Genomic DNA, 13,432 nt, shown 5'->3' with positions numbered 1-13,432 from the left:
CAGAACTATTACCACCCTGGGTTTTGAACAAGATTTGGATTAACCGACATATCGTACACTCTAATCGGCGTCAAATAATCTCTGGGTGCAACAAAGTTTTGAGCAAAAATGGTTCTCACTTTATAGTATTCCGAAGTTGTTGGTTGGAAAACACTCCATCCTGTAATAGATTGGTTAAACACATCCGAAGCAAGCTTCCATCGCTTCATGTCCCAATAACGGCTACCTTCAAAAGCCATTTCAATATTTCGCTCCTGGTGAATTATTTCTCTTAAACCGTCTTTAGTAGCGTATTTTGAAGCATTAGTTGAAAAATTATTCCATGAATCTTTGACACCTAATAATCCAGCGCGAGCGCGAATCAAATCAAGATAAGTGAAAACGTCATTTACAGGTCCGTCACTTTCATTCAAAGCTTCGGCATACATTAAATAAATATCAGCTAAACGAATCTCGGGCCATGGGTAATCTCTATAAGTTACTCCATTTGTTCCATTAACCATATTCCAGTCTACAACCTTTTTTATATAATAACCTGTTTCATTGTACCAACCGAAATTGCTGGCACCTGCAAGCTGGGTAGATTTGCCCTCCACAGAGAAAGTATTCTCGTCTGAATTTGAAGGGCTATCATATTTATACCATATTCCACCGTCAAAACATAAATCGGCATAAAACCGGGGCTCTCTGTCAAAATTCAACCGTGCAGTTTGATACCCTTCTTTAATGTAAAACCGCTCACTATGTACAGCCGTTCTAACAGTATATTTGTTATTGAAGTTTAATGTTTTATCTTCATTAATGGGTACGCCATTAACAGAATAAAACATTTCGGCTATTTTTATAGGCGCAGAAAGTTGTTCCCTTGCATCGCTGGTGGTGACTGTTGATACCAAACGCGCCATAGCGGTTTGTTGTAAAAAACCAGTTCTGCTATTTGGATTTGCCCAAACATGTTCTGTATTCACATTAAAGCGTTCAGTCAAAGCACCACGAATGGTTAACTGACGTTTAGTACTATCAGACAGCTTGAAGGTTGAAGTTGTTGGAAATTGATACAATTTAAACCCAACACTTTCAGCAGAAGTAATGGCTGCTTTTGCCGCATCGGCTGCCTTTTTCCATTTATTAGCATCATAGGTTGTATTCATTAGCTTAACCCCATCTTTATCTTTGAAACTCGCATAATCGGCATTTCCATTAAATAAAGGGCTTGCAGCCATCAATAACAATTTAGCTTTAACAGCTAACGCCATAGGTTTTGTGGCTCTTCCCAATTCTGTACCCCTATCTGTAATAATAAGGGGAAGGTTAACCGTTGCCGAATCCAAAAGATTAGAAACATAGTTTACGCAGTCGTCAAATGGAACACGTTTAATACGTACTTGCTCTTCGGGTGCGCTTATATCAATATTTTTATCTACAATTGGAATTGGCCCATACATTCTTAGTAAGTAAAAATTATAATAGGCCTTTAAAAATTTCACTTCCGCAATCCATCGTTGGCGCTCATCCAGCGTTAAATCCCTAACCTTGGTCATATCCTGAACATTCTCCAAAAAGATATTGCAGTTTCTAATGGCGATGAACATTCCGTAAAGGTCACTGGGTCCACCACCTTGGTAATTACCAGACCAGGCATTCATATACGGGTTTGCTGCATTTTGCCCCCCACGAGCTATCCTGAAACCATACGAAACCAGCTCTCGTTCATCTAAAGGAGCCCAAATTTCATCGCCGGCCATATAGCCCATATTGTACAGCGGGTTTCCATCCTTAGGTAAAAATGAATAACAAGTAAACAAATACTTTTCTGCTTCATTACGCAAGGTAAAAGCATTGGCAATTGTGGCCACATTATCTGGGATAATATCCAGATACTTTTTACAGGCTGGCAATGTTAAAACAACCATGCCAATAGCTATCGCGTAAAGGGCCTTCTTCACGTTATTTTTAATATTTTCGATCAATATATTTCTGATTTTCATACGCTGTGTGTTAATTAAAATGATGTGCTTAAGCCTATATTATATACGCTTTGAACAGGGTAACCGAGGCCATTGCCCCCCATTTCCGGATCCCACATTTTAAACTTGCTGAATATGGCAAGATTGGTTCCATTAACATAAAACCTTAGGTTTCTAAGCCCCAGTCGTTTTTGAAGATTTTGAGATAAGTTATATCCAATTTCCACACTTTTCAGTCTTAAAAAAGTACCGTTACGCATCCACCAGGTTGATGTTTGATTATTATTATCCACAAAGGTGGAACTCAATCGTGGCCAAAAAGCATAACTATCACGCTTATCTTCAGACCAATGATTATTCGCAACATCTGTCAACAAACCATTTTGATTTCCTCCGTTCAACACAAAAGGGGCAATATTTTGAGGGTTTATAAAGAAAGACGACCGTCCTGAGCCCTGGAAAAATGCTGAAAAATCAAATCCTTTAAAGCCTACCGTTCCACCAAAACCATAAATAACTTCGGGCGATGTTGGATAGCCGATCGGAACCTTATCCGCATCACTAATAATACCATCGCCGTTAACATCTCTGTATTTGATGTCTCCGCCGCCATATGTAACCCCTGGTGTTCCGGCTAATTGTATCGGGGAGTTTTTGGCTTCATTATCATCAACAAACAAGCGCTCAGCAATATATCCAAAGGCTTGGGTAGTTGGCAAACCAACATGGTAACGGTAGTATTCATTACTGTTGTATGATGTTTCATCGTAAATTAAAACCTTATTGGTAGCATAAGTAAAATTCCCTCTCAACTGTACAAACCATGTATTACCTAATGTTTTATTATAGTTAACAGATAAGTCTAAACCTTTACTTTCGGCTTTATTGGTATTGGCCTGTACAGCGGCCTGTAAGCCCATTGTGGCCGGTATATATGTTCTTGGTGTAAGGATATTTGAGCGGCTGGCTTTATATACATCAACAGATACATCTAAGGCATCCAAAAATCTCAGATCTACACCAAGGTTTACTTGTTTTGATCTTTCCCAGGTAATAAAAGGATTGGCGTATCTGGATACAGAAATACCGTCTCTATAATATGAGCCATCTTCACCAAAACGTGCGCCATAATTGGCGTTAGTCATATTTACTTCCGACATGTAAAAGAAGCGGTCGGCAGCTGCGCCAATCTGGTCGTTACCAACCAAACCATAAGTGGCCCTTAGCTTAAATGAATTAACAATATCTTTATAAGGTTCAAAAAACTTCTCATTAGATACTACATAACCTAAACCCACCGAAGGGAAAAAGCCAAAGCGATTATTTTCGGCAAAACGCTCTGAGCCATTGTAACCGAAGTTAAACTCAAAAAGATAGCGGTTATCATAACCATAGGTAGCTCTTCCCGAAACCCCTTGGTTTCGCGAAGGCAAAGAAAGCTGTAGGCTCCCGGGATTGGCAGCCAAATAATTACGCATAGTGGTGATCAACATACCGCTTACAGCATGTTTGCCTTTAAATGTACGGCTGTAGTTTGCAGCAGCCTCCAAATAAAATGTAGAGTTCAGGTCTTTTGTACCTTCGGCATAACCCAAATACTCTGTCCCTACTGTACCGATTGAACTTGCGCCCCCCCCGTTTATTAGATTGATAGTCGCAGATCCATCCGGTTGTTCCTGAGCAGAATAATAAAATGGATTGTAAGACCGGGAGATGTCAAAATAAGAATATCTTCTTACATAACTCATCATTCTTACATTCAAACCTGGAGTAATAAACTTCAGATCTTGTTTTAGTTCAATTTGAGCTTGTATGGTTGATGCGTTCTTATCCTGGTATCCTTTAACCATTTGTGCATATGGATTTACATACAAACCGCCCGAAGGAGATATGGCGTTACCAAAAAGAGGGTGTGTGGCAAAAGGCGAATAACTGGAAGGATAAACCGCAGGAAACATTACCGGATTTGACCAAATTGCCTGGTTAAAAATATTAGTACCACCACCAATTGGCCCCACATAATCGTCAAACTGACCATACACCCTTATTATCCCTTCCAGGGTCTTGGTTAAGTTGACATTAACATTTGAGCGTATAGAATAATTTTTAAGTTTAATGTTGCTGTTAAAGTTGTTTAATCCATTAACCTTTAATACACCATTATCAATATTATATGTACCTGCCAGGTAATAAGTCGCCTTATCTCCACCACCTGAAATATTCAGATTGTAGCGTTCATTTATGGTATAGTCTTTAATCAACTGGTTAATCCAGTTGTTATTAGGATATAACAGCGGGTTATCGCCTCTTGCTGTGGCATCAATTTTGGTTTGAGTATAAGGCAGAATAGCCAAACGATTCCGGGTTAGTGCGGCCTCGTTTGCCAATTTCATATAGGTAATATTATCTGCAAACTGGAAATTACTCGTATTTGCAGAAACAGATGACTCGGCTCTAAATCCAAATTTTGTTACTCCGGCCACTCCTGATTTGGTTAAAATAAGTACCACCCCGTTTGCACCTCTGGCACCATATACCGCAGATGCAGTTGCATCTTTCAGCACGTTAAAAGATGAAATATCATCGGGTTGCAGCCTGGCCATATCGTTCTGGCTGGATTCAACTCCATCGATCAGGATCAAAGGGTCTTGTTTCCCTGTACCAAAAGTTCCCAGGCCACGGATAAAGAATTGGGCGTTGTCGGCCCCGGGTTCTCCACTACGCTGGTACGCAATTAAACCAGCCACCCTGCCTGCCAGCATTGTAGTTAAGTTACTTGTTGGTCCTTTTAGCTCCTTAGGATTTATAGATGTAATGGAACTGATTAAACTTGTTTTCTTTTGTGTACCAAAGCCAACAACAGCTACCTCCTCCAAAGCATTCTCGTTAGTCTCTAAGGTTATATTGATCCGGTAATACCCATCGGCACTTTTTTCATAATCGGCAACAGATACTGATTTAGGCTTATAACCAACCATAGTAAAAAGCAGTCTACCAGATCGGGGTAAACTGATGCTATAATTCCCGTTAGCATCAGTAGCTACACCCTTATTAGTACCGGATATTTTAACTCCGGCTCCTGGCAAAACACCTATGGAATCCCGTACAACCCCTCTTACGTTAACTGGTTCTTGAGCTAGTGCCCGGGCACTTCCTGTAAGTAAAATACAATAGATAAATATTTTAAAAATTGATCTTAGATTACTACAGGACGGATAAAATTGAAACTTTTTGAGTAGTTTTTGATTCATGTATGTAATTTATTTTTGTTGACTAATTGACAATAAGTGATTATGCTGGAACGTTATGTTATTTGTGATTGAGGTTGCTCTATGAAACCAGCTTACCTCTTGTTGATTTACTCTGAATGCTTTTTCATATTTTATTTTGCTTGATTTATACTTCAGTATTAAATATTCTGATAAAATTAGGCTCAATTAAATTTGTATAATCAACGAATTTTAGCCAAAACAACCCTCATATTATCCTATGTTTAAATTGAGGTAACAAACACTTCTGAGACAATCCTAAACACGGTTCGTCCCGCTCAAAATGCAAGTATTAAATGCAGTAGCTATTTGCTATTGAGACTATTGCAGGATGAACCGGGCTAATACAATTACTTTTTAATATGAAATAAAGATGAGTGCCATGATTTGAATTTGCGCATACCTAACTAGCTCATAAACCCATTATCTATCTGACTATTAACAATATATAAATATACCTACTATTCACAGCGATGAATCCCCGGATTTTAGCCACATCAAACTCTATATTAACACTATGTAATTTTCTTGAGACAAATACCTAACTAAAAACAAGGAATGTGATAATGAAAGAGGGCGTATAAATAAAAAACCAACCTGCATAATAAATGCAGGTTGGTTTAAGAATGAAAAACGTAACTGGGTTTTTCCTAATAAAAAAAGCCTGTTAATAGATCATAATTTTATCTATTAACAGGATCCCTATTGAAAAAGCAACACCTGGCAATTTTAATTTTTCATATTACTTGCTTTATTTCAACGGTTGCTGTTTTGAGGCCATCGGCTGTTGCTGTAAGCACAACAGAACCTGCTTTACTTCCCGCTTTAATAATTATTTGGGCCTTACCCCCAAACAAACTACGTTGCCATTTGCCTGGTAAACATTGGTCGGCTTCGTGGCTGCTCGGATCGCCATTTCCAACGCCTATTATTTGGGCGTCGCCGTTAATTTCAAAATGCACTAAATTTAAAGCATCGGGTACTTCACGACCCTTTTTATCAACTAAACTTACATTAACTACAGAAGCATCGCCACCATCGGCAATTAATGTTGTTTTGGATGGACTTAGTATAACTCTGTAAGCTGGCTCGGTAGTTTCAACTTCGGATACCAATTTTTTCCCTTTTTTATAGGCTATAGCTTTCAGCTTACCAGGTTGATAATTTACGTCCCAAACCAAATGCCCGTTTCGCTCCATATCCTTTTTACCAAGGCTTTTGCCATTGAGGAATAGCTCAACATTATCCGCATTGGTATTTACCCAAACCTTTATGGGTTGGCCCTCTTTTCCTTTCCAATTCCAATGTGGCGCTATATGCAATACATCCTTATCTGTCCACCATGACTGATAATAATAATAAACATTTTTTGGAAAACCGCACATATCCATAATCCCGAAGTGAGAGTTAATATTTGGCCACCTGTATGGTGTTGGCTCTCCGCGATAATCAAAACCCGTCCATGCAAAGCCTCCCATAAACCATTCGCGCGCTACTGTAATTTTCCACCACGACTCGGCTGTAGAGGCCCAGGATGGGTAAGTCACATCATAATCCGGAACGTAAGCATGCACCGTATCTTTAACGTAAATACTACGAGTGGTAACCGTACTGGCTACCTCGGTACCAATAACCGGCTGGCCGGGATGTTCTTTATGATAAGCATCAATGGCAAATAAATTGTAATTGAACCCTCTAACAGGTATTACTTCGTTTACGCCATGATAAGTGTTACCCACATTGGCGGCGTAAGTACTTGTACGGCTTGGATCAAGCTGTTGCTGAAGTAATATTTGATTTTGAGCTATACGCTTACCAATGTCTGTTCGCTGCGTAACATATTCCTCATTACCGATAGACCACATAAAAATACTCGCGTGGTTCCTGTCACGAAGGATCAGATCGCGAAATTGTTGTTCATATTCTTTTCCGCTGGTTAACAAACGTGTTTCATCCATAACCACCATTCCAAGGCTATCACAGGCGTCCAGCAACTCAGGCGTTGGCGGGTTATGTGTTGTGCGGTAAGCATTAACGCCCATCTCTTTCAAAAGTCCGATCCGGTAATATTGCAGGTGATCAGGCAATGCACTGCCTACCCCTGCATGATCCTGGTGGCAACTCACTCCCTTAACTTTTAAAGGCACTCCGTTTAAAAAGAAACCATGATCACTATCAAACTTAAAAGTCCTGATCCCAAATCTTACATTAACACTATCACAAACGCGGCCTCCATATTTTACAATAGAAACAGCTCTGTAAAGATACGGGTCGTCCAACGACCATAAATGAGGATCCCTTAAAGTTAGCTGTTCTTTAATTGTTTTACTTTCGTTTATAGCCAATGCTAAGGGTAACTCTTTACCTGTAGCTACTATCTTACCTTTTCTATCGGTAACGTAACTGTATACTGTTGCATCTGAATTATTGATCGCTTTATTTTCAACAGTAGTTTCAATATTTATTTGTGATGTATTGCCATTTATAGTGGAATTTACATAAAGTCCCCCTTCGGTTTTAATATGAACATTGTTATATATATTTAACCAGGCATGGCGATAAATACCGGCACCTTCGTAAAACCAGCCTTCGCTTTGTGTTGCATCCGCCCTTACTACAACAATGTTGGGCTGTCCAAAATGTACAAAATCTGTTATATCGAACGATACACCGTTATAGCCGCTAAAATGCCCGCCAATATAATAGCCGTTCACCCAAACCTTGCTATCCCGGTATATACCGTCAAACTGCAATGCAATACGTCCGCCAGAATCTGCTCTGGTTACTGTAAATGATTTACGGTACCATCCAATGCTATTTTCGGGAAACAATGCACCTACAGGTTTATAACCATGAGAATCGATATCATCATTTTTAACATATTTAAAAGGTAAGCCTACAACCCAATCATGCGGCAAACTTACAGGTGCCCAGCCGGCATCATTAAATTTCACCGCGGTTGCAGTGCCAGCGGTTTCTCCGGATTTTGATAAAATATTACCAATGCCGAAGTTAAAATCCTTTGCAGGATCAGCAGCATTACCAAGACTGAATTTCCAACCCGCATCAAAATTAAGATGCTTGCGTACACTCGTTTTTTGAGCCATTGCATTCATACCTATGCATGAGACAAAGAAATAAAACAGAACATCTATTTTTTTTACCATTTTAAATTTGTTTATACTGATCTGCGAAGTTTGCCCTGAGTAAAAATTCCCGATCAGCCATTTTAAGAAATATTAAATTTTGTTCATGCTGCATTATTGAGTTTACACTCTTATTCCCTGAATACAGTTTAACCTGATGTATAATAGCCCGGAATTTAAATTGCTCAACTTAACTGGGTTTACTTTTTCAAAACATTAACATGTAAAATAACCCCTATAGTAAACAATAAAACTAAGCTGATCAACGCAGATTTATACTAATTTAATTATCAATAACTAACAATATTTTAACAACTTTTCCAATTCTATAGTTCGCTCAATATTTAAGATGTAAACAAGTCTTCCCATAAACCAAGAAGAAGTTATCATCAATCAATCACAATAGTTGATATTGATCTTGCTGGTAATTTCACATGCCCTGTATATAACTGTGCACCTGCTGTTTGCATATTAACACCCTCACCATTTGCCGTTAAATAACGTGACAACATTTTGTATTTTCTCTTCTGATGCCTGATATCCAAATCAATATCAATATTTCCGGTGCCATTATTAATTGCTACTACAACCAGTTTGTTATTTTTGTCTCTATAGGATGAGACCAATACTTTGCTTTGATCAGCATTCAGTTTATTGCTCATTGAAGTAACAATACGTTGCATCCCAGGGCGCACAAAGCGACTGTAACTACCTAATGCCCATAAGTTTTTAGTCATGGTAAATTCACCGTCTTTAAAATCGGGCTTAGCATTAAGCGCAATTAAATAGTACCTGGTATCAAAATCAGGGCTTCCGGGTTCATAGGCATTCCAAAACTGCCATGCGGCAGCATTACCGATACTGATATCGGTATGAATAATTTTGGCTAAAAACAATGCGCAGTCCATAGCACTACGGCGCCCCTTAGCCCCCTCTTTGTAACCATCGGCCAGCATTGAATATTCCGTTTGCCAAAAACCAACATTATACCGTTTTACAGTATCTGCCAGAATACCACGGGTAGTTACAAGCGCGCTATCATTCGATTCTGTATAATAACTATGGCCGCCGATCACTTTAGGTACATGACTCAATGCCCCCATATATAGTGGACTTACAGGATCAAAAAAGCTTTGGATCTGATGCGACGCAGGTGTCTTTCCGCCATATAAATAGGTAAGCATTCCTGCTTCGGTCACTAAAATTTTACTGCTGACTTTGGCGCTGTCTAAAGCCGCATTCAAGTATCTGGTTACTTTATAGATATCTTCGTTTTTCCAGGGAGAACCCTCCTGGCTACCCTGCATATATTTATTAGACCAATCCCATTGGGGCTCATTAACCGGGCTAACATAATCAAAATGTAGCCCTTGTTGATCAAAATGCTTTACCACATCAGATAAAAAACGACCATATGCCTGGTATGATCCCGTTTTGAGATTTGATCTAAAATCCCTTTCGGTTTTATAACCTAATCCGTTAGCGGTAAACTGTACCGGTGGCGAATTTGAAAAAGCGATCAGCGTTTCTACACCATACTGGTGTGCCTTTTTTAAAAAAAATTGGTACCCCGACTGTTTGTTCCAATCGTAAGTTCCATCCTTGTTCAAAAAACTTTCCGTTCTTTTTCTAAAATCAGTAATACCGCTGCTATCACCTTGTTCAAAGGTACCCGCCCCTACGTTAAATCGCCACGAAGATAATCCTATCCCCATAGGGTTCCCTTGTTTATCAAAATTTCGGCTAAACAATAACTCTGCTATTTTTTCTTTTTTTACAGCAGGCCAATACTTACCGATACCTTCGGAGAACCAGCATCCCGATGCGCCAATATTATCGATGGTTTGGGCTGTTTGATCTACATCGATAATTACTGTAAACAAGGTGTCGGTAGTAGATCGTGCTTTAGCAGATAATGTTATGAAACCGGCGAGAAGAAAGACACCTATTCTTTTAAACATATTGTTTTTATTTATATTCATGATAATTAACGAGGATCAACATTATTTTGGTAAACCAGGTGCAGAAATATCAGTAAAAATTAATCGTTAAGTACATATAATATTTGCTCATCATCAATTAAGGCTAATACTTCGTCCTCTTCCTTTTGTTTGATAAATGGAGATACGACCAGGTAAATAACAATAAATACACCAAGCAAACCTGTAAAAAACCAATAATAACCCGCCCCTTTAAATTGCGAAAAAAAACCACCTGTAGCAATACTTTGATTAACCAGGGCTGTAAAAAGGTTGCCCAATGCAGTAGTTAACAACCAAATGGCTATCATCGTACTTTTCATTGATCTACTGGCCTGGGTATAAGCATACTCCAAACCGGTTATTGAAACTAAAACCTCGGCAGCGGCTAATATTATGTACGCCAACACCTGCCACATTACCCAGGGGTGCTGCCCAGCATCAACCTTGGTTTGAATAAGCGCAATAACAATAAAGGATATTGCCGTTAATACCAACCCTGTCCCAATGCGTCTTAACGGTGTTGTTTTTATGCCCCGTTTATCTAAAAATGGGTAAATCCAGTAATTAAATATCGGTATAAATACCAGCAGGAAAAAAGGATTTGCAGTTTGGATCTGTTCTGGTAAAATTTCAATACCTAAAACTTTTCTGTCCAATTTAGCTGCCTGCAACACCCACTCCGATAGATTCTGATCCCACAGGGCCCAAAATATGGGTATAAAGCAAAATACAGCCAACACATTATAAACCGTCTTCACATCATCTACCTTTTCGGGTGTAAATTTTTCTTTGGCAACATCAAGTAAATGCTTGCCTTTTTCTTTTTTCCGCCAGTTAAAAAGCGCGTATAATGAAATAAATACAAAGTTATTTTATTTATTCCGGATGGTGGCAAACTCACGTATATTTTGCGCCCGTTAATAAAGATCAACGTTGCAATGGCCATCAAAATTCCCGGTATCCCAAATGCCCACTTAGGGCCATAATAAGCATAAACAAGCGGAATTAATATGGTAGATAATACCGATCCGGCATTGATACTAAAATAAAACCAGCCATAAACCTTCGACATTAAATGTCTGTTTTCGTTTGTAAACTGATCGCCAAGGTTAGCCGACACGCATGATTTAATGCCACCGGCCCCGATCGCGATCAGCAATAAACCACATTTAAAAATATCAAGCCGGTTATCAAACATAGCCAGGCAAAGGTGACCGAAACAATATACAATGGATATATAGAATATTACCCGGTACTTGCCAAAAAACCAGTCGGCCATTAGGCCGCCTAAAAAAGGCAGCGCATAAGCCAAAGACACAAAAAAATGGGTGGTTTCATTGGCTTTTGCTTCTGCAACAGACCGCAAAGCCGGATCCATGGTCGGGTTAAAAAAATGCAGTACCAAAAAAGATGCTAAAATTGATCTCATCCCATAAAAACTAAAACGCTCCGCTCCTTCGTTTGCTATAATATGGTATACGCCGGGTGGATATTTGTTATTTATAGTGTGGGTTTGAGTCATTTGATAAAAATCATCCATTTCTCCTGATCTTTATTGACGGATCTTCACCATGTAAAGCAATATTTTATCTAATACCAGTTAACACATCTATATTTTAGTCACATTTTATTTGCTTTTAGTACTTTCATCAAAAAACACCAACCAGATATGTTTAGCTCCGAAACTTATATCAACAGAAGGGAACTGATTAAAAACAAGTTACAAACCGGCATTCTTTTATTCCTGGGGAACGAAGAAAGCGCTATGAATTACCAGGACAACACCTACCCTTTTAGGCAGGACAGCACTTTTTTGTATTATTTTGGTATCAGCAGCCCTGGTTTGGCAGCTATTATAGATATAGACGAAAACCGGGAAATAATTTTCGGGGATGAGATGAGTATTGACGACATTGTTTGGATGGGCCGACAGGAAACCCTGGCCGAAAAAAGTAAAAAAACAGGTATTAGTAATATACAACCTTATAATCACGTTCAAAAGTATTTGGAGCGGGCTATGGCAAAGCAAAGACCTGTCAATTTTTTGCCACCATACCGTCCAGAAAACAAGATAAAACTAGGGCACCTGTTTGGTATTAATTTACAAGCTTTAACATCGGCTGTATCTGTACCATTTATTAAGGCCGTGGTTGAGCAGCGTTCGGTAAAATCAACCGAAGAATTGGATAAGATAACCTTGGCGGTAAATACCACATCGGAAATGCACCTCATGGCCATGAGAACCGCCCGCCCGGGAATGACAGAAAACGATATTGCCGCTTTGATCCATGCGGCAGCATTAGCGAAAGGCGGAAGCCTGGCCTACCCCGTTATACTCACGGTACATGGTGAAATTTTACACAACCATTCGCGCGGTAATATCTTTAAAGACGGAAATTTAATTTTAAATGACTCGGGGTTTGAAACCGCTATGGGCTACTGTGCTGATCTTACCCGTACGTTTCCGGCTGGTAAAACCTTCACCAGCAAACAACGTGATGTTTATAACATAGTTGCTAACGCCGTGAATACGGCAGCCACGGGCCTTAAACCCGGAAAAAAGTTTTTGGATGTGCACTTTACTGCCTGTAAAGTATTAGCTGAAGGCCTGAAAGAACTGGGCCTGATGAAAGGCAACGTAGATGATGCTGTAGCAGCCGGAGCCCACGCCATGTTTTTTCAATGTGGGACCGGGCACATGATGGGCCTTGATGTGCATGATATGGAAGATATGGGTGAACAATATGTGGGTTACACCGAAATGCTAAAAAAAGAGACGAAGCTTTTTGGGTTAAAATCATTACGGCTGGGCAAAGAGCTTGAACCGGGATTTGTATTTACCATTGAACCCGGCATCTATATCATACCCGAACTGATCGATCTGTGGAGATCAGAAAACAAGTTTGCTGATTTTATCAATTACTCAAAACTGGAAGAATATCGTGATTTTGGTGGTATCAGGATCGAAAATAATTACGCCATTACAGCTAATGGGTACAAGATTTTAGGAAACCCGCTTGCCGAAACGGTTGAAGAGATAGAAAACATCAGGAGCTTTGCATACTAAA

7 protein-coding genes are annotated in these 13,432 nt (G+C 39.4%); 1 reads left to right on the top strand and 6 read right to left on the bottom strand.

From position 1 onward, the window contains the following. Window positions 1-8: 8 nt before the first annotated feature. The 6 genes from ABIN91_RS21910 to ABIN91_RS21885 all read right to left on the bottom strand — a co-directional run bounded on the left by ABIN91_RS21910 (window position 9) and on the right by ABIN91_RS21885 (window position 11,886). A complete protein-coding gene (locus ABIN91_RS21910; RefSeq protein WP_348053755.1) occupies window positions 9-1,988 on the bottom strand; it encodes a RagB/SusD family nutrient uptake outer membrane protein in 1,980 nt (659 codons plus the stop codon). Between the two features lie 14 nt (window positions 1,989-2,002). Next, window positions 2,003-5,218: a TonB-dependent receptor gene (locus ABIN91_RS21905; protein ID WP_348053754.1), complete on the bottom strand. Its 3,216-nt coding sequence runs from the start codon at window positions 5,216-5,218 to the stop codon at window positions 2,003-2,005. A 755-nt stretch (window positions 5,219-5,973) separates the two neighbouring features. Beyond that, window positions 5,974-8,403 carry a beta-galactosidase GalA gene (gene galA, locus ABIN91_RS21900; protein WP_348053753.1) on the bottom strand — a complete coding sequence of 810 codons (2,430 nt, stop codon included), beginning with the start codon at window positions 8,401-8,403 and terminating at the stop codon, window positions 5,974-5,976. 368 nt (window positions 8,404-8,771) lie between these two features. Next, the gene (locus ABIN91_RS21895; RefSeq protein WP_348053752.1) at window positions 8,772-10,364 is read right to left on the bottom strand and encodes a glycoside hydrolase; all 1,593 of its coding nucleotides are present in this window, start codon (window positions 10,362-10,364) and stop codon (window positions 8,772-8,774) included. A 59-nt stretch (window positions 10,365-10,423) separates the two neighbouring features. Then, a complete protein-coding gene (locus ABIN91_RS21890) occupies window positions 10,424-11,122 on the bottom strand; it encodes a hypothetical protein (RefSeq protein WP_348053751.1) in 699 nt (232 codons plus the stop codon). Window positions 11,123-11,127: 5 nt separating this feature from the next. After that, window positions 11,128-11,886, bottom strand: coding sequence for an MFS transporter (locus ABIN91_RS21885; protein ID WP_348053750.1), 759 nt, complete (start codon window positions 11,884-11,886; stop codon window positions 11,128-11,130). 147 nt (window positions 11,887-12,033) lie between these two features. Between ABIN91_RS21885 and ABIN91_RS21880 the strand changes: the two genes are divergently transcribed. Further along, window positions 12,034-13,431, top strand: a complete 1,398-nt coding sequence (locus ABIN91_RS21880; RefSeq protein ID WP_348053749.1) for an aminopeptidase P family protein — start codon at window positions 12,034-12,036, stop codon at window positions 13,429-13,431. Window position 13,432 lies beyond the last annotated feature (1 nt).

It is taken from the genome of Mucilaginibacter sp., assembly GCF_039921305.1.
Lineage (GTDB): Bacteria > Bacteroidota > Bacteroidia > Sphingobacteriales > Sphingobacteriaceae > Mucilaginibacter.
The sequence above is the reverse complement of the archived record's forward strand: the minus strand, read 5'-3'. Positions and strand labels throughout refer to the sequence as shown.

Coding starts and splice junctions, on each gene's coding strand:
- ABIN91_RS21910 (WP_348053755.1), bottom strand. CDS start 1,988: ATGAAAATCAGAAATATATTGATCGAAAATATTAAAAATAACGTGAAG.
- ABIN91_RS21905 (WP_348053754.1), bottom strand. CDS start 5,218: ATGAATCAAAAACTACTCAAAAAGTTTCAATTTTATCCGTCCTGTAGT.
- galA (WP_348053753.1), bottom strand. CDS start 8,403: ATGGTAAAAAAAATAGATGTTCTGTTTTATTTCTTTGTCTCATGCATA.
- ABIN91_RS21895 (WP_348053752.1), bottom strand. CDS start 10,364: ATGAATATAAATAAAAACAATATGTTTAAAAGAATAGGTGTCTTTCTT.
- ABIN91_RS21885 (WP_348053750.1), bottom strand. CDS start 11,886: ATGACTCAAACCCACACTATAAATAACAAATATCCACCCGGCGTATAC.
- ABIN91_RS21880 (WP_348053749.1), top strand. CDS start 12,034: ATGTTTAGCTCCGAAACTTATATCAACAGAAGGGAACTGATTAAAAAC.